The sequence below is a fragment of the Terriglobus roseus genome, assembly GCF_900105625.1.
In the GTDB taxonomy this organism is placed as follows: domain Bacteria; phylum Acidobacteriota; class Terriglobia; order Terriglobales; family Acidobacteriaceae; genus Terriglobus; species Terriglobus roseus_B.
Window position 1 is genome coordinate 694,211 of record NZ_FNSD01000001.1, and the last position, 16,692, is coordinate 710,902.

The window sequence follows — 16,692 nt, forward strand, 5'->3', positions numbered from 1 at the left end:
TCCCCGCAGGAAAGCTGCACCGGAGCACGCTCGGCCGACATCTACAATGGGACAGACTCATGGCGAAACGCACCAAAGAAAAGCCCAAGCCCGCAGCGAAGTCCGGCGGCGACGAAGAGGTACTGGGTAAGGCCTATGACAGTCGGCTGATGCGCCGGCTGCTGACGTACATGCGTCCCTACACAGGCCACGCTGTGCTCAGCTTTGCCGCCATCCTGCTGAAGGCTGCCGCGGACGTCGCGGGTCCTTATCTCGTCCTCGTCGCGACCGACCGCTACATGACGGGCCGCTCCACCACCTTTGTGCCGCCCTTCCTGCAGCGCCATCTCAGCACCGCTCCGTTGACGGGCATTACGGAATGCGCCCTGCTCTATATGTGCGCGCTGCTGCTAAGCTACGGCCTGGAGTTCCTGCAAACGTACCTGATGCAGTGGACCGGCCAGCGCATTATGTTCGACATGCGCTCGCAGATCTTTCGCCATCTGCAGCGCATGCATGTCGGTTTCTATGACAAGAATCCCGTCGGCCGACTGGTCACACGCGTCACCAGCGACATTGACGCGCTCAACGAGATGTTCACCAGTGGCGTGCTGGCCATCTTTGAAGATGTGTTCGTGTTGCTCTTCATCGTAGGCATCATGCTTTGGATGAGCTGGCCGCTTGCCCTGCTGACGCTCTCCGTTCTGCCGCTGATCATGTATGCAACCCGGCTCTTCCGCATTGCCGTGCGTGCCAGCTACCGGCGCATCCGCGTCGCCATTGCGAAGATCAATGCGTACACGCAGGAACACGTCAGCGGCATGAGCGTGGTGCAGCTCTTCAACCGTGAAGACCGTGCCTACAAGGATTTCCAAAGTATCAACGCGGAACACCGCGACGCCTTCGTAGACCAGGTGCAGGCATATTCGCTCTACTATCCTGCAGTTGAGCTGCTCAGCAGCATCGCCATCGCCACCGTCATTTGGAAGGGTGGTCTGGGCGTTCTGCACGGCAGCACCTTCTTCGGGCGCACGGTCACGGTCGGCGTTCTGCTCGCCTTCATGCAGTATGCGCAGCGCTTCTTCCGGCCCATCATGGATCTGAGCGAGAAGTACAACATCCTTCAGGCTGCCATGGCCGCCAGCGAACGTGTCTTCAAGCTCATCGATACGGAGCCGGAGATTGTTTCGCCGGAAACCGTCACCGCGACACCCGACAGTGGATCGCCGTGCGCCATCGAATTCCGCGATGTCTGGTTCACCTACCAGACACTCACAGACGAGCAGCGCGACTGGGTCGCCGCTGCTTCAGACGCCGAGTTGGCAGCCTCGACAGACATCGAATGGATCCTGCGTGGCGTTTCCTTCCGGGTGGCGCGGGGTGAGACGGCTGCCATCGTCGGTCACACGGGCGCCGGTAAGACCACCATTACAGCGCTGATGATGCGCTTCTACGACGTGACCCGCGGCGCCGTCCTGATCGATGGTGTCGACGTTCGCGAAGTAGCACTCGATACCCTGCGGAAGCGCTTCGGCGTCGTTCTGCAGGACGCCTTCCTCTTCACCGGTACCGTCCGCTCGAACATCCGGTTGGGCAGCGAGTGGATTACGGACGCCGAAGTCGAGCACGCGGCCGACGAAGTCAACATCGGCGACTTCATCCGCACCATGCCGAAGGGCTTCGATGAGCCCATGCAGGAACGCGGCGCGACCCTCTCCACCGGCCAGAAGCAGCTCATCAGCTTCGCCCGTGCCCTGGCTCACCGCCCCGAAATCCTGATCCTGGACGAGGCCACCAGTTCCGTCGACACCGATACCGAACTGCGCGTCCGGCTTGCCCTGCAGCGCATGATCACCGGCCGTACCTCCGTCGTCATCGCGCACCGCCTCTCCACCATCCAGCGCGCAGACACCATCCTGGTCATGCACAAGGGCCAACTCCGCGAGAGCGGCACGCACAATGAACTGCTCACCGAGCGCGGCCTCTACTGGCGGCTCTACCGCCTGCAATACAAGGATCAGGAAGATACCGTGATTCCCATTCCTGCGGAACCGCTTCGACTGCAGCCGGGTGATTAGCGCCTCAGCGCATCCTGCAAGCCGCAGCTAAACTACACCTGCGTGCTAAAGACTCCACTTATCTTTCTCTCGGCCGGCGAAGCCAGCGGCGACCACTACGGCGCGGAACTCATCGCAGCCGTAAAAGCCGTCCTGCCACAGGCAGGCTTCACCGGCCTGGGTGGAGCTGCCATGGAAGCCGAGGGACAGCAGCGCGTCGTCCGTGCGGAAGATGTCGCCGTCATGGGCATCACGGAGATCCTGCGACACATTCCGCGAATTCTCGGCAGCTACTTCCGACTGGTCAAGGCCATCAAGAAGAATCGGCCCGACGTCGCCGTTCTGATCGATTTCCCCGACGTGAACTTCCGGCTCGCCAAGCACCTCAAGCGGCTCGGTGTGCCGGTCATCTGGTTTGTCAGCCCGCAGCTCTGGGCCTGGAAGCGCAGCCGCCTGCGCTGGGTGCAGCAACGCGTGTGGAAGATGCTGACCATCTTCCCGTTCGAAGAAACCTTCTATGCCAACCGAGGCGTCACGGCGGAGTTTGTCGGGCATCCACTCGCGGAACAAGCATTGCCGACGATCTCTCGCGAGGTATATGCCCGGGAGCAAGGTCTCTCTGAAGTAAAGCAGTGGGTCGCTTTGTTGCCAGGCAGCCGCGGTGGCGAGATCGACGCCAACCTCCCCGCCCTGCTGAGTGCCACCGCCCTGCTCGGACCGGCATACGAGTACCTGCTGCCAGTAGCACCCACTGTGAGTCGCGCGCGACGCCATGCAATGGAAGTTGCAACGAACGCGTCCGGTGTAAGGCTCGTATCGGACGCCCGCGCTGCACTCCTCCATAGCCGGGCAGCCGCAGTAGCCAGCGGCACCGCTACTGTGCAGGCCGCCGTTATAGGCACACCATTCGTCCTTGTCTATCGAGTCTCCAATCTCACCTTCAAGGCAGCCAAGCGCCTTGTCCGCTACCCCGTCGAAATCCATGCCGAGGAAGATGTCCGTGGCAATCTTCCCATCGGCATGGTCAACCTCGTTGCAGGCAGACGGGTGGTGCCTGAGCTTCTTCAAGAACACTTCACCGGCGATGCTGTCGCTGCTGCCCTGAAGCCGCTCCTCGAAGAGTCACCGGAGCGTGCGGCCCAGATCGCAGCACTCGCCGAAGTCCGTCACAGGCTGCAGTCGCCCAGCAGTCGCACCGGCATCGAGAGCCTGCGTAACGCCGTACTGGAAGCTCTTGAACTGCCAGCACCTGACCTCTCATACGCGGCGTCATCATCTGCGTCTAAATAACGGACAGCCCGGAATGGGCTACCCTTGCTCAGCTCCAACGAAGGACCCCCGCCAGCATGTTCGCGATCCGCAAGTTTGTAGTCGCCACCAGCGCCGCCGCTCTCACCCTCACTGCCGCCGCCCAGACCAGCGGAACGCGTCAGCCTCTGCAGGTGACTGGATACACCATTGACGCGCAGCTTGATCCCGTCGCCCAGCGCCTGACGGCTACTGCTGCCGTGACCTTCTTGGCGGTGCAGGATCTGACCTCCGCGACCTTCGAACTGAACAACGGCCTCCGCATCACGAAGATCACCGGTGCCGACGGCAAGACACTCGACAGCGATCGGGATGCTCGACGCTCCACCGTAACGGTGTCACTCCCGACGACGATTCCAAGCGGAACATCCTCAACCTTTACTTTCACTTATGCCGGCATACTGAAAGAAGCAGATACCAGTCCGGTGGAAGGCATCAAGACCGCAGCGCTGGCCAGTCCCGTCTCGATGCTGCTTTATCCCGGTCGCTGGTTCCCCATGGTTGGGCTGTACACCAATCGCTTCACGATGAATCTGCACGCGACGGTGCCGGCCGATGAGACGGCGGTCGGTAGCGGTTTCACCGGCAAGAAGTCGGTGCCGGGCAACAAGACCGAATTCGACTTCGCGTGGATGAAGCCGGGCTTCCCCGGCACGCTCATCGCAGGCAAGTTTCTGCCGCCGGCACGGGTCTCCGGGTCGAACCAGATCTCCATCTACGTCACCGAGCCGCATAAGGCTGCAGCAGCGGACTATGCAGCCGTGGCCGCCCAGCAGCAGGAATACTTCACCACGACCTTCGGCCAGCCGGAGAGCGGCAAACTGCAGATCGTGGAACTGCCCGATGACGCTGTGTCGGCGTCCTGGGGGCCTGAGATCGCCGCGATTGCCGGCAACCGCATCGGCGATAAGAACAGCCATCGCCTGCTGGCCAACACCATCAGCCGGCAGTGGTGGGGATCGGAAATCTCACCTGCAAGCCTGAACGATGCCTGGATCACCAACGGCATGGCGCGTTACTCCGAGCTGATGAACCTTGAGGAGACGGGCGGCAAGACCGCGTTGCAGAATGCCATCCCCGACATCGAAGCTGGCGCGCTCGCCTACGACACGGCACCCCTGACGACACTGGCTCGCGTTGATCCCTTCTCACCGCAGTTCCAGTCCATGACGCTCGAAAAGGGCGCCATGGTCTTCCACATGCTCCGCTACCAGCTTGGCGACGACAAGTTTCTCGCGTTTCTTAAGGGCCTGCTGTCGCAATACACCGACAAGCCTGTCCGCTCCGCTGACCTGGAAGAGGTCGCCAAGGCGCAGGGTGGCGAGGGCATCAACCTGACCCCGTTCTTCGCGCAATGGCTTGACGGCACAGGCGCACCGGCGTTTCAGGACAAGTTCACGATCTACCGTCTTGGCTCCAACAAGGGCTTCCGCACCATTGGATCGGTCTCGCAGGATCTTGACCTCTTCCGTATGCCAATCGACCTGCGCGTGGAGACGGACGGCAAGACCGAGACACGCAAGATCGATGTCACCGGCACCGACTCGGCGTATACCATTGAAACTTTTGGCCGGCCGCGCCGCATCGCAATCGATCCTGACAACTGGGTGCTCAAGAGCACGCCGGACCTCGCCGTCCGCGTCGCCGTTCTGAAAGGCCAGCAACTCGTCGCGCAGGGTGATTTGATCGGCGCGCTGGCGGAGTATCAGAAGGCGCTCGACAGCAACAAGAACTCGGCTCTCGCGAACTACCGCATTGCGGAGATCTTCTTCACGCAGCGGAACTACCAGTCGTCCGCCAACAGCTATCGCGATGCGCTGCGTGGCGATGGCGAGCCGCGCTGGACTCAGGTCTGGAGCCATATCGGTCTGGGCAAGATCTTTGACCTGACCGGCCAGCGCGACCGCGCTGTGCAGGAGTATCGCCTGGCGGTGCAGACCAACGACAACACCCAGGGCGCCATCAACGAAGCGCGTGCGCTGTTGCAGAAGCCATTTGAACGCGCGCGGTCGATGGATTAACCGATCTGGCCGATTGAAATCACTTGTCGGGTCATCCGCTGCCGGTGCTTTAGGTTGCCATGAGCAAGCGGTCCGTAGGTCTGCGAACGCAACGCGCTTGTTGCGGAGTGGCATGCACGAAGCCATGCCCCTCCGGAAACAGGACAGTCCTCTCATCAGACCACGCGAATATCCGAATTGGTCGGACACCGCCGACATCGAAGTGTAGGTTTGTTCCCGTGTCCTCTGCAGTGGTTTCTTCCCTGCGAGGGACGACCGTTGATCGTTCCCACCTTCGAGTCAGATCAATGTCGCGATCTAACGCACCAGGCCAAGCAACACCAATTGCAAATCTTGAATCCGCTCGGCGCTTCACGCGTCTAGATGTGTGTTGGTTTTGGAACCAGCGGGCCACTCGAGAACCCGCAGCTCCTTACCGCAATGGCACAAGGCCAAACACGCCGGGCGATGAACGGAGCCGGCGCGATGCTCTTCCCTAAAGCCGTGGGTACCGGTCGCGACCGCTCGACGACTATGCCCAACAGGGTGTCTCCAATGGTTCTTCGTAATGCTGCACTTCTGCTCGCACTCACGCTTCCGGTAGCCGCACTTGCGCAGGAGCATGACCGCTCCCCGCACACACATGACAGCTCGCCGCGCACGCATGACAGTTCGCCACGTCCCACGGGCCAGCCAACGCGCTAAAGGTAGTGACAGACATCAGAAAAGGGCATGGCCGACGCCATGCCCTTTTGCTTGCATCGAAGCAAAAACTCTAGTCTTCCTTGCGCAGCAGTTGCATCTGCGCTGCCTGCGCGGCCATGTCGCGCAGCGCCAGCAGAACGGCATCGTGGATCTCCTCGCGAAAGGCATCCCGCACCGTCTGGGCGACCTCTCCCGGCTCGAACGGAACATCGCTGGTCCGGCGGTCGAACACCCTCTCCAGCACTTGCTCTACAACAGGCTTCACGTTGATGTGCTTCGCGACGATCTTTGCGACGCGGCGCACCGGGATGTCCATCGCGGTCTCCATGGAGTCCTGAACGGCCGGCTGTGCCTTCTGCCAATCGTTTTCGAAAATGCTGATCATCTTCTTGACTGCCGGCCCATCGGTGAAGATGACGCCGATCTCGCGGCGTGCTTCCAGCTCCAGCTTTCGGAGACTCTGGCTTCCAAGAAATGCCGTTTTACCGTCCCGCAGAATGGCACGCGCATGCAGCCGCATACTCATGGTGCGCAGCGGCAGAGCACTCGCCCGGGGAGACGCCCGGCCGATGATGCGGACATCCACGCCGTCCGCCATCTTGTCCCGCAGAAGTTTGACGAAATCCGGATCGCTGATCTTCATCTCGTACAGCAGCAGTTGCTTCTTCGCGCCCTTGATGAACGCCGTCAGCTCCTTGCGAGCGTTCGTCGGGCTGACCACCAGGTCATGCACGGTCGAGGTGAAGGGTGTCCGGTGCGAATCGCTCTCAAACAGCTTTACCGCCTCTGCAACAATGGCCGGCGTCGTGATGCGCGCGCCAAACGAACGGCTGAGCGTGATGTCCATGTGCGTGTAGTTAAACGCAAGCAGGAACAATTCCTTGCGGTCAATGATGAACATCTTGCCGTGATAACGAACCAGGTCATCCGCCGTTCGCGTAACGGTGATGCCGCGCTCCAGCAGACGCATCTCCAGCTTGCGAAGATTCTTTTCCTCGCCGCGATTGGTAAACGCGATCAGCGCCTGCACGGTCACGCCGCGCTGGACGGCCTCCACGAGCGCCCGCTCGATCTCGCTGCGGTCGTATCGGAAGATGAGGATCAGAATGCTCGTCTTCGCGCTTCGCAACGCAGTCAAAAGGGGCTCGATGCCGTCATCCGGCTGTACCATCAGCTTCACTTGTATCTTGTTCTCCTGCTGCCGACCGGCACAGCGTCTTCCTTGATGAGGATGCAGAACAGGTAGTGGAAGATGTTTTCCTTGTGTCGCGCATCGCACTTCTCTCGAAATGCTTCTTATGCTCTAGGCAATATTGGAGAACTCATGTTTCGTTTGACTCGCCTTTCGCACCTCGCCATCACCTGTACGCTCGCAGCGGCTTCGTTCCAGAGCTTTGTGAATGCCACGCCCGCACGCGCGGCCATCGTTGCGCAGGATGACGCCGGATCACAGAAACCTGCGGCAAAGGAAAAAGACAACGACCGCGACGTTCGCGGCAACGCTGCCTTGTGGGCCCAGATCCGAAACCCCGTGATGTGGCGCCAGCCCGCGAGCATCTCCGGGCTGGATCTGTTCTATGGTCAGGGTGGCAAGGAGAAGCAGCCCAGGCCGCCCTTCGTTTTCGAGTCAGAGGATATGGACGGAACCAATCCAAAGATCGATGTCCGTGACGCGGACGATAAGAAGTGGCGCGTGAAGTCGGGTGAAGAGGCGCGGCCCGAGATCGTTGCATCCCGGCTGCTCTGGGCCATGGGCTACTTCGTCAACGACGATTACTTCGTGTCGACCGGCACGGTCGGCGGCATGAAGGCGAAGCGTGGCTCGAAGGAATGGAAGGCCGGCCAGTTGGAGGAAGTGCGTTTCGCACGCAAACCTTCCGGGCAGAACAAGGTCGGTATCTGGGAGTGGAAGACCAACCCCTTCTACGGCAAACGCGAGTTCAACGGTCTGCGCGTCATGATGGCCGTGATGAATAACTGGGATCTGAAGGACGTCAACAACGCGGTCTATACCGACAAGAAGAACAACCAGCAGATTTTTCTGGTGAACGACGTTGGCGCCAGTTTCGGCTCGAACGGTGTGGGCTGGACCAAGTCGGGATCCAAGGGGAACGTCGACAGTTTCAAGGAGTCGAAGTTCGTCACACGCTTGACGGACAGTGAGGTTGACTTCGGGACACCAAGGCGCCCCACAGGCATGCTGATTGCGACTGCAGGCCTTACCGCCAAGTCGTTCGCCATGCGCGCTGATCTGGACTGGATCGGGCATAACGTGCCGCGTGAGGACGCAAGGTGGATCGGCAGCATGCTCGCACAGTTAAGCCACCAGCAACTGACAGACGCGTTCCGCGCGGGCGGCTTCCCTGCCGATGCGACTCAGGAATATGTCCGTGTCGTGGAATCACGCATCGCAGAGTTGAAGAAGCTGTAGCCGCAGCGACCCAAATAGGAAGAGCCCCGAACGCTCACCGCGTTCGGGCCTCTTCTTTTGCGTGGTCACCGATCTGGAGCCGTCATCCTGCAACGTGGCAGCGGATAACAGTGTGAGCGAAGGAGCCTCAAACCAGCAAAGCTGACTTCTCGTCATCCGCATGCGCCTGTGTCTCGTTCAGTTCCTGGTAAAGCCCACCTGCGACGATCAATTGGTCGTGTGTGCCGTTCTCCACTACGCGTCCATCCTGCAACACGTAAATGCAGTTCGCGTTGCGAACGGTCGATAGTCGATGCGCGATGACGATTGCCGTCTTGCCCTTCATGAGGCGATCCAGCGCCTCAAAAACAAGGTGTTCGCTATTGGCATCGAGCGCCGACGTCGGCTCATCCAGGATCAGGATGCGGCTGTTCCGAACCATCGCACGAGCGATGGCGATACGCTGCCGCTGTCCGCCGGAAAGAAGAATGCCGCGCTCCCCAACCACCGTGTCGAACTTCTGCGGCAGGCACTCGATAAACTCATCAGCATTCGCGTCCTTCGCTGCCTGCACGATCTCCGCGTGCGTCGCCTCAGGCCGGCCATAGGCGATGTTGTCCCAGATGGATCCGCTAAACAGCACGGTGTCCTGCAGCACAAAGCTCAACTGCTCGCGCAACGACTTCTGCTTGACCTTGCTCACATCCTGTCCGTCAATGCGGACTATGCCTTTCTGCGGCTCGTAAAAACGGGCAATCAGGTTGATCAGCGTGGTCTTGCCTGAGCCCGTCGGGCCGACGATTGCAACCACAGAACCCGGTTCGACACGCATCGTCACATCGTGCAGAATCTCGCGGTCGCTGTTGTAGGAGAAGCTCACATCTTCCAGGTCGATGCGGCCCTCAGTGATGCGTAGATCCTTTGCGCCGGGCGCATCGCGCATCTCTTCACTGTTGCCAATGATCTCCTGGATGCGCTCATAGCCGATGTCGGCCTTCGAGTACGAATCCATAATCTTACTGATGTCCTGCATGGGCTTGTACATGCCCGCGATGTACGCGATGAAGATGTAGATTTTGCCGCCGGTCATGTTGGAGTCAAGCGCGAGCTTGCCGCCGAAGTACAGCACAGCGCAGGTGCCAAGGGCCGTGACAATGTTGACGATTGGAACCAGCTTCGCCTTTAGCGTCCGCGCCTTCAGGGAGGCTTCGACTGTCTCCAGGCTCTCGCCCTCGAGGCGATCGATCTCATATTGCTCGCGCGAGAAGGCCTTCACCACGCGGATGGAGCCAAGCACCTCCTGGACCACGGAGATCATCTTGCCTTCCTGCTTGCGGACGGCGCGTGATGCCTTCTTCACCTTGCGCGTATAGGTGTAAACGATAGCGAAGAGCAAGGGCACGACCGCAAGGGCGATCAGCGTGAGCTGCCAGCTCAGGTAGAACAGCACACCGATCATGCCGAAGATCGTTGCGATATCGACCAGGATGCTCAAGAGGCCGGAGACGATGAAGCTCTGGATGGAATCGATGTCCGTTGTGACGCGGCTGATCAGATCGCCCGTCTGGCTGGTGTCGTGGTACGACAGCGACAGCCGTTGCACCTGCGCATACAGCGTGCGGCGAAGGTCATGCGTCACCCACTGGCCTACGCTGGTCGTCGTGTACTTCTCCCAATATGAACAGAAGGCGTCCACAATCGCGATGACGACCACCGCGATGCAGGCAAACATCAGGATCTGGTGTGGCTCGGTGCCGGCCGTGCGCTTGATGAAGGCGAAGAGCCATCCATGCGACGCCTTATGCGCAATGACGTTGTCGAGCACAATCTTGAGCGGCCATGGCGCGGCTACGTCTGCTATGCTTTCGCCCGCAATGGCAACCAGCCCAAGGATCAGTGCGCGGCGATGAGGCCGCAGAAGCTCTTTAATGGTGACACGGCGCGTTTCCGGCTTTTCGGGCATCCTGCTCTGCAATCTCCTGCTGCGGCGTCCGGCCACAGTCTATGAATCCCGTTTCAGATGCAGCTGATGAGCAGTATCTCGCGGCGATGCTATTCCACGCGTTCCGAAGCCGTCATTAAAAAACGGGCGACTCCGAATGCTTCATGGATCCTTAAGCCTACCTTGGCTAGGACGTCACCGTGAGAGATGGTGTTGTCTTCCTGCACGGACTTCGAATGCCATCACGACCGCGACGGCCAGCCACACCGCGGGATGACGCGCAGATCCAATAGTTCAAGATCAGGTGTCATGTAGTTCTCGCGCACCGGTTCTTCACGTAAAAGGCCTGTACTCAGATACTTCTTATTGTCATCGCAGAAGATGGTCGCCACAGTCGGAGACCCCTCAAAGCGCATCGCGGCCGTAACAGCCGCCAGGAAGTTGCAGCCGGATGAGATGCCGACCGCCAGCCCCAGCTTGCTGGCAAGCATCTGCGCCATCAGGATGGAGTCGCCGTCGTGAATCGCGATGACGTCCTCCACCTCACTCAACCGAACGATCTCCGGAATGAACTCATCACTGATGCCCTGGATGCGATGAGATCCAACCTTGTAGCCGGTCGTCAGCGTGGGGCTTTCCGCCGGCTCGACAGGGTGACACGGCACGCCTGGCCAAGCAGCCTGCAGAGCCTGCGAGACGCCCATGATGGTGCCGCCAGTGCCCACGCCCGCGACGAACGCGTCCGGCACCAGGCCGGCGTAGCGCATCTGGGCGATGATCTCCGGCCCGGTTCCCTGCGCGTGCGCTTCCACGTTCGCTTCGTTCTCAAACTGCCGCGGCAGGAAGACCGCGTTCTGTTCTTCGGCCAGCCTTCGGCAGCAATCGATGCTTCCCAGAAAGCCACCCTGCTCCTTGCTGATGCTTACAACCTCAGCGCCATAGCTGCGAATCAGGTCCATGCGCTCGCGGCTCATCCAGTCCGGCATGTAAATGACAACCTTGTGCCCGAGCGCGGAGCCAATCGCGGCAAACGCGATGCCGGTGTTGCCGCTCGTTGCCTCAACGATCCGATCCCCCGGACGCAGCGAACCATCTTCGTAAGCCCGCTCAAGGATGTGCAGCGCCATGCGGTCCTTGATGGAGCCGCTCAGGTTCAGGTGTTCCGCCTTGGCGCAAACCGTACCCGTGCGGCCGCGAAAGCGATAGTCGATGCACAGCATCGGCGTGTTCCCCACCAGCTCGCGGAGCGCCGTCAAGCGGTGACGCGTGTACTCAGGGAGGGAAACTTGCTGCAGGCTGTCGACGGGCATGGAAGAATGCTACAAAGCTCTGTGCTGCCAATCTATGACACTTGTAAGGTGAAATGCCGATTATGCCGACCAATGTAATGCTCGTGAGAGCTCCACGCAGATCTGCAAAAGCCATCGCGCCGGTGCGAACTCCCGCAGCGGAGTCCGAATCGCCTTCGCTCGATGCCATCGATCATGCCCTGATTGAAGAGCTGCAGGACAACGCGCGCATCTCCTTTGCGGAGCTGGCGCGACGCGTCCACCTGTCGAAGCCGGCTGTCATGGAACGCGTTCGGCGGCTCGAGAGCACCGGCGTCATCCTCCGCTACCGCACAGAGGTCGATCCATCGAAGCTCGGCCTCACTGTTCGCGCCTTCGTGAAGATCACAGTCGCCGGCGACCGCCTCGCAAACTTTGCGCGGGTCGCCCGCTCCGTCCCCGAGGTCGTCGAGTGCCATCGCGTCACTGGCAACGAAAGCTTCCTGGTACAGGTGGTCGTCCGCGACATGAATCACCTCGAAACGGTGATCGACGCTCTAATGCCTTACCTTGCGACCAACACCAGCATGGTACTGAATTCACCCGTGCAGTCGGCACGCATCCCATTGCCGGCGCCGCAGCCGAAACGCGGTACACGCCGTTGACTGCGGCAGGTGAGCCCGAAGCCATGCCACGCCGTGCAGCGCGCACCCTGCTGCTGGATCCTCAGGATCGCGTCCTGCTCATCCGGTATGACAGCGACGGCTATATCTTCTGGGTGACGCCCGGCGGTGCCGTGGAGCCGGGCGAGACTGACGTTGAAGCCGCGGCACGCGAATTGATGGAAGAGCTTCGGATCACCGCCGAGCTCTACGGCCCCGTACACAGCACGACCAGCAGTTTTCACCACGAGGGCCGCTACGTCGAGAACACCGACATCTTCTTCGCCACACGCTCCGCCACAACAGACGCACCACAGTGCCATGCCGTCAGCCTCTTCGAGAAAAACGCGATGCGGCACGCTCGCTGGTGGTCGTTGCAGGATTTGCAGGAGGCAAGCGAGGATGTCTTTCCGAAGGATCTTGCAGAGATCGTCGCGCGTGTAAGCCCCCTGTTGCGTTGACCACGATGCTTCCGTCGGAACGCAGCGAAGGGATCTGCTTCCCGTCCATGCCGGCTGGTTTGCCTGGCTCGGACGAAAAGCAGATCCCTCCGCTTTTGTCAGGACTTGCTGTGGCTTACAGCGAGCTCATGTTGTGCAGGAACTCCTGGTTGTTGCGGGTCTTGCTGAGCTTGTCGGTCAGCAGTTCCATCGCTTCCACTGGCGACAACGGATTCAGCACCTTGCGCAGAATCCATGTACGCTGCAGGTCTTCCTTCGGGATCAGCAACTCTTCCTTACGCGTACCGCTGCGCTGGATGTCGATTGCCGGGAAGACGCGCTTGTCGACCAGCTTGCGGTCCAGGATGACTTCCATGTTGCCGGTGCCCTTGAACTCTTCGAAGATGACTTCGTCCATGCGCGATCCGGTATCGACGAGTGCCGTCGCCATGATTGTGAGCGAACCACCCTCTTCAATGTTGCGAGCCGCGCCGAAGAAGCGCTTCGGGCGCTGCAGCGCATTCGAGTCCACACCGCCGGAAAGCACCTTGCCCGAGGGCGGCACAATCGTGTTGTAGGCGCGTGCGAGACGCGTGATCGAGTCAAGCAGAATCACAACGTCGCGCTTGTGCTCGACGAGGCGCTTGGCCTTCTCGATGACCATCTCCGCCACCTGTACGTGACGTGCCGCGGGCTCGTCGAAGGTCGAGGAGATGACCTCACCCTTCACCGAACGCTGCATGTCCGTGACTTCTTCCGGACGCTCATCGATCAGCAGGACGATCAGCACGACTTCCGGGTGATTCGTCGTGATGGAGTTCGCGATCGACTGCAGCAGAACCGTCTTGCCGGTGCGCGGCGGAGCGACGATCAGGCCACGCTGGCCCTTGCCCACGGGCGTCAGCAGGTCCATGACGCGGCCGGAGATGTTCTCGCGGACCGTCTCCATCTTGACGCGCTCTTCGGCATACAGCGGCGTCAGGTTGTCGAACAGAATCTTGTTGCGCGTCTCTTCGGGCGATTCAAAGTTGATCGCCTCGATCTTGACCAGCGCGAAGTACTTTTCACCCTCGTGCGGCGGGCGCACGTTACCGCTAATGGTGTCACCGGTCTTCAGATCGAACTTGCGGATCTGCGACGGCGAGACGTAAATGTCGTCGGGACCAGGCAGGTAGTTGTAGTCGGGCGAGCGAAGGAAGCCGTAGCCGTCGGGGAGGATCTCGAGGACGCCTTCTGCGAAGATGTGCCCCTCTTTTTCGCTCTGGGCCTGGAGGATCTTGAAGATCAGATCCTGCTTGCGCAAGGCGCTTGTGCCCTGGATTTCAAGGCCGCGTGCGAGCTTTCCGAGTTCGGCAATGCTCTTTTCTTTAAGTTCTGAAATGGTCATGGATACCTGTGTGCGTACGTCCGTTTTTTCTAGGAGCGGGGTGTGACGGGAAGGGATTCGGTGCGGAGGGTGTTGCGGGCTGGTGCGGTTGTTGTTACTGCAAAAGACAGCAGTTCTGCAAACGGCAGTGCGGCACTCTCAACTTTGGGTGGTGATGCTAAAGACAGTACTACGAAATCCGCTCCGCGAACATCACCCATGTGACATTCGCGGGGCGGGGCCACCGCACAGCGGTTACGCTGCGCGGCGCTCTTCGATGGTCTCCAGAACTGCAGCCGGCTCAGGTCCGGTCTTCAGATCGGACGGAGCCTGCTCATGGAAACGCTCCAGAACTTCGTTCGTCGTGTCCTGCAGACGGGTGTTGGGCTTGTGCAGCTTGCGGGTCGCCTTGCTGGCGAGCTGACAAAGCTGGTAGCGGTTCTGGACGTGGGTTAGAGCGCCAAAAATCAAATCGGAGCGCATGGTTCTCCTTGTGTAATGTGCGACTTCAAGCAGGAGCCGCGGACAGCTGCCGGACTGGCGTTGCTCAAATGTCCGGATCACTCATTGGACGGCTTGCCCCCATCAGGGGATTCACCGTATGAAAGTCTTGGCAAAGAGAGCCGCACGGCGTTACCCGCCGTCTGGCGTCCGCTTCAGTTCTCTTTGCGGTTAGGGATCGACGCGCCGGTCTTCCGCGCTTGTTCTCGGGCTGAATCAGCCCTTATGTGGGATTCCCCAGCGTCCGGCCTGGATGCCGCTGGTTGGAGGATAATTCCGAGGGCAAACAGAACACACCCTGCACAATCGTCTCCATGAGCACCATAATCGCTTCAATCCGCAAGCGCAATACTTTTTTTTGGACCCTCGATTTCACGATCTCCCGAATTACGGAGAATTGCCTCCCGTCAGGACCAGTAGCTCCGGTCCAGCGTCCGGTACTGGATCGCCTCGGCGATGTGTTTCACTGCGATATCGTGCGCGCCCTCCAGGTCCGCGATGGTGCGCGACACCTTCAGAATGCGATCGTGCGCGCGCGCACTCAGGCCCTGCTGCTGCATGGCGCGCTCCAGCAGCCTCTCGGCATCGCTCGACAGCTCACAGAAGACGCGGATCTGCTGGGACGTCATCTGCGCATTGGCGAAGATCGGTCGATGCTTGCGCGTCGTCGGCGCGGCCTCTCCCACGCGGGCAAAACGGTTCGCCTGCCGCTCACGGGCAGCCAGCACGCGCTCACGGATTTTCAGGGAGCTCTCGCCCTCGGCGCCCTGCCGCAGCTCCTTATACTGCACTGCCGGTACCTCGATGTGAATGTCGATACGGTCCAGCAGCGGACCGCTGACTTTCGAGACGTACCGCTGGATCATGGGAGGCGTGCACATGCAGTCGCGACTCTTGTCATTGAAGTAGCCACACGGACAAGGGTTCATTGCCGCCAGCAACATGAACTGCGCCGGAAAGCTCAGTGACATCGCCGCGCGAGAGATCGTCACCGTGCCATCCTCCAGCGGCTGGCGAAGAACTTCCAGCACGTTACGCGGAAACTCCGGCAGCTCGTCGAGGAACAGAAGACCGTTGTGCGCCAGCGACACCTCACCCGGCCGCGGCACCATGCCACCGCCGATGAGGCCCGCATCACTGATGGTGTGGTGCGGTGCGCGGAAGGGGCGATGCGCCACCAGGCCCTCGCTGGGATCGAGCACGCCCGCCACCGAGTGAATCTTCGTTGTCTCCAACGCTTCTTCGAAACGCAGCGGAGACAGGATCGAAGGCAGCCGCTTCGCAAGCATCGTCTTGCCGCTGCCCGGCGGCCCGATCATCAGGAGGTTATGGCCGCCCGCCGCGGCAACCTCCATGGCGCGCTTCGCAGTGTGCTGACCGCGCACATCCTTGAAGTCGAACGGAAAGTGTTGCAGCTCATTCAGCACTTCCGCTGCCTGCACACGCAGTGGCTGCGCATGGGAGCCATCGAAGGCGAAGGCGTTCACCAGGTCCAGGACCTCGCGCAGCGTCCGCACCGGATACACGTCAACACCGTTGACCACAGCGGCCTCGCGCGCATTCTGCGCCGGCAGCACCACGTTGCGAATGCCCTTCTCCTTCGCCATCACCGCCATCGGCAGTACGCCAGGCACCGCACGCAACGAGCCATCAAGGCCAAGCTCGCCCACCAGCAGAAAGTTCGTCAGGTCCCGGTTATGCAGCGCGCCATAAGCCCCCAGGATGCCGACGGCAATCGGCAGATCGAAGCCGGAACCTTCCTTCTTTAAACCAGCAGGCGCAAGGTTTATCGTGATGCGCGTGGGTGGCATGTCAAAGCCGCTGTTCTTGATGGCCGCACGGACACGGTCGCGACTTTCACGCACGGCTGCGTCAGGCAGACCAACCGTGCTGAAGGTCGCGTCGTTGCCATCCACTACGCCGGAAAAGTCGACCTCGACATCGATCAGGTGGGCGTCAATTCCATACACTGCGGCGCTGCGCGCTTTGAACAGCATCCGTTGCGAGACCTGATTTTGGGAATTTGGTTATGGTGCCGGAGCGCAGTGTAGCGC

Annotated in this window: 13 protein-coding genes; 7 read left to right on the plus strand and 6 right to left on the minus strand. The window is 60.5% G+C overall.

Going from position 1 to position 16,692, the window contains the following annotated elements; translation table 11 throughout:
• The first annotated feature begins 59 nt into the window (after window positions 1–59).
• The 4 genes from BLW03_RS02865 to BLW03_RS20765 all read left to right on the plus strand — a co-directional run bounded on the left by BLW03_RS02865 (window position 60) and on the right by BLW03_RS20765 (window position 6,049).
• A complete protein-coding gene (locus BLW03_RS02865; protein ID WP_074652259.1) occupies window positions 60–2,057 on the plus strand; it encodes an ABC transporter ATP-binding protein in 1,998 nt (665 codons plus the stop codon).
• Window positions 2,058–2,099: 42 nt separating this feature from the next.
• On the plus strand, window positions 2,100–3,326 hold the full coding sequence (gene lpxB, locus BLW03_RS02870) for a lipid-A-disaccharide synthase (protein ID WP_074652260.1): 1,227 nt from the start codon (window positions 2,100–2,102) through the stop codon (window positions 3,324–3,326).
• Between the two features lie 56 nt (window positions 3,327–3,382).
• Window positions 3,383–5,365, plus strand: a complete 1,983-nt coding sequence (locus BLW03_RS02875; protein WP_074652261.1) for a M1 family aminopeptidase — start codon at window positions 3,383–3,385, stop codon at window positions 5,363–5,365.
• A gap of 534 nt (window positions 5,366–5,899) precedes the next feature.
• A complete protein-coding gene (locus BLW03_RS20765) occupies window positions 5,900–6,049 on the plus strand; it encodes a hypothetical protein (protein WP_212733118.1) in 150 nt (49 codons plus the stop codon).
• A gap of 70 nt (window positions 6,050–6,119) precedes the next feature.
• Here the strand turns inward: BLW03_RS20765 and BLW03_RS02885 are convergent, their stop codons facing one another.
• Window positions 6,120–7,220, minus strand: a complete 1,101-nt coding sequence (locus tag BLW03_RS02885; protein WP_074655729.1) for a phospholipase D-like domain-containing protein — start codon at window positions 7,218–7,220, stop codon at window positions 6,120–6,122.
• Between the two features lie 153 nt (window positions 7,221–7,373).
• Between BLW03_RS02885 and BLW03_RS02890 the strand changes: the two genes are divergently transcribed.
• Window positions 7,374–8,480: a hypothetical protein gene (locus tag BLW03_RS02890; protein ID WP_074652263.1), complete on the plus strand. Its 1,107-nt coding sequence runs from the start codon at window positions 7,374–7,376 to the stop codon at window positions 8,478–8,480.
• 127 nt (window positions 8,481–8,607) lie between these two features.
• Here BLW03_RS02890 and BLW03_RS02895 read toward each other — a convergent pair whose 3' ends face one another.
• Window positions 8,608–10,422: an ABC transporter ATP-binding protein gene (locus BLW03_RS02895; RefSeq protein ID WP_074652264.1), complete on the minus strand. Its 1,815-nt coding sequence runs from the start codon at window positions 10,420–10,422 to the stop codon at window positions 8,608–8,610.
• 221 nt (window positions 10,423–10,643) lie between these two features.
• Window positions 10,644–11,711, minus strand: coding sequence for a PLP-dependent cysteine synthase family protein (locus BLW03_RS02900; RefSeq protein WP_074652265.1), 1,068 nt, complete (start codon window positions 11,709–11,711; stop codon window positions 10,644–10,646).
• 62 nt (window positions 11,712–11,773) lie between these two features.
• Here BLW03_RS02900 and BLW03_RS02905 point away from each other — a divergent pair, with 62 nt between their 5' ends.
• Window positions 11,774–12,334, plus strand: coding sequence for an Lrp/AsnC family transcriptional regulator (locus BLW03_RS02905; protein ID WP_083350278.1), 561 nt, complete (start codon window positions 11,774–11,776; stop codon window positions 12,332–12,334).
• 23 nt (window positions 12,335–12,357) lie between these two features.
• The gene (locus tag BLW03_RS02910) at window positions 12,358–12,792 is read left to right on the plus strand and encodes an NUDIX hydrolase (protein ID WP_074655731.1); all 435 of its coding nucleotides are present in this window, start codon (window positions 12,358–12,360) and stop codon (window positions 12,790–12,792) included.
• A 115-nt stretch (window positions 12,793–12,907) separates the two neighbouring features.
• On the opposite strand, the gene rho is transcribed toward BLW03_RS02910, so the two are convergent.
• The 3 genes from rho to BLW03_RS02925 form a co-directional block, all read right to left on the minus strand.
• Window positions 12,908–14,158, minus strand: a complete 1,251-nt coding sequence (gene rho, locus BLW03_RS02915; RefSeq protein WP_074652266.1) for a transcription termination factor Rho — start codon at window positions 14,156–14,158, stop codon at window positions 12,908–12,910.
• 234 nt (window positions 14,159–14,392) lie between these two features.
• Window positions 14,393–14,620, minus strand: a complete 228-nt coding sequence (locus BLW03_RS02920; protein WP_014786149.1) for a hypothetical protein — start codon at window positions 14,618–14,620, stop codon at window positions 14,393–14,395.
• A gap of 425 nt (window positions 14,621–15,045) precedes the next feature.
• A complete protein-coding gene (locus BLW03_RS02925) occupies window positions 15,046–16,635 on the minus strand; it encodes a YifB family Mg chelatase-like AAA ATPase (RefSeq protein ID WP_074652267.1) in 1,590 nt (529 codons plus the stop codon).
• Window positions 16,636–16,692: the final 57 nt, after the last annotated feature.

What these genes read in the sequence shown, in the direction of transcription:
- BLW03_RS02865 (WP_074652259.1), top strand. Translation starts at nt 60, where the DNA reads ATGGCGAAACGCACCAAAGAAAAGCCCAAGCCCGCAGCGAAGTCCGGC.
- BLW03_RS02875 (WP_074652261.1), top strand. Translation starts at nt 3,383, where the DNA reads ATGTTCGCGATCCGCAAGTTTGTAGTCGCCACCAGCGCCGCCGCTCTC.
- BLW03_RS20765 (WP_212733118.1), top strand. Translation starts at nt 5,900, where the DNA reads ATGGTTCTTCGTAATGCTGCACTTCTGCTCGCACTCACGCTTCCGGTA.
- BLW03_RS02885 (WP_074655729.1), bottom strand. Translation starts at nt 7,220, where the DNA reads ATGGTACAGCCGGATGACGGCATCGAGCCCCTTTTGACTGCGTTGCGA.
- BLW03_RS02890 (WP_074652263.1), top strand. Translation starts at nt 7,374, where the DNA reads ATGTTTCGTTTGACTCGCCTTTCGCACCTCGCCATCACCTGTACGCTC.
- BLW03_RS02895 (WP_074652264.1), bottom strand. Translation starts at nt 10,422, where the DNA reads ATGCCCGAAAAGCCGGAAACGCGCCGTGTCACCATTAAAGAGCTTCTG.
- BLW03_RS02900 (WP_074652265.1), bottom strand. Translation starts at nt 11,711, where the DNA reads ATGCCCGTCGACAGCCTGCAGCAAGTTTCCCTCCCTGAGTACACGCGT.
- BLW03_RS02905 (WP_083350278.1), top strand. Translation starts at nt 11,774, where the DNA reads ATGCCGACCAATGTAATGCTCGTGAGAGCTCCACGCAGATCTGCAAAA.
- BLW03_RS02910 (WP_074655731.1), top strand. Translation starts at nt 12,358, where the DNA reads ATGCCACGCCGTGCAGCGCGCACCCTGCTGCTGGATCCTCAGGATCGC.
- rho (WP_074652266.1), bottom strand. Translation starts at nt 14,158, where the DNA reads ATGACCATTTCAGAACTTAAAGAAAAGAGCATTGCCGAACTCGGAAAG.
- BLW03_RS02920 (WP_014786149.1), bottom strand. Translation starts at nt 14,620, where the DNA reads ATGCGCTCCGATTTGATTTTTGGCGCTCTAACCCACGTCCAGAACCGC.
- BLW03_RS02925 (WP_074652267.1), bottom strand. Translation starts at nt 16,635, where the DNA reads ATGCTGTTCAAAGCGCGCAGCGCCGCAGTGTATGGAATTGACGCCCAC.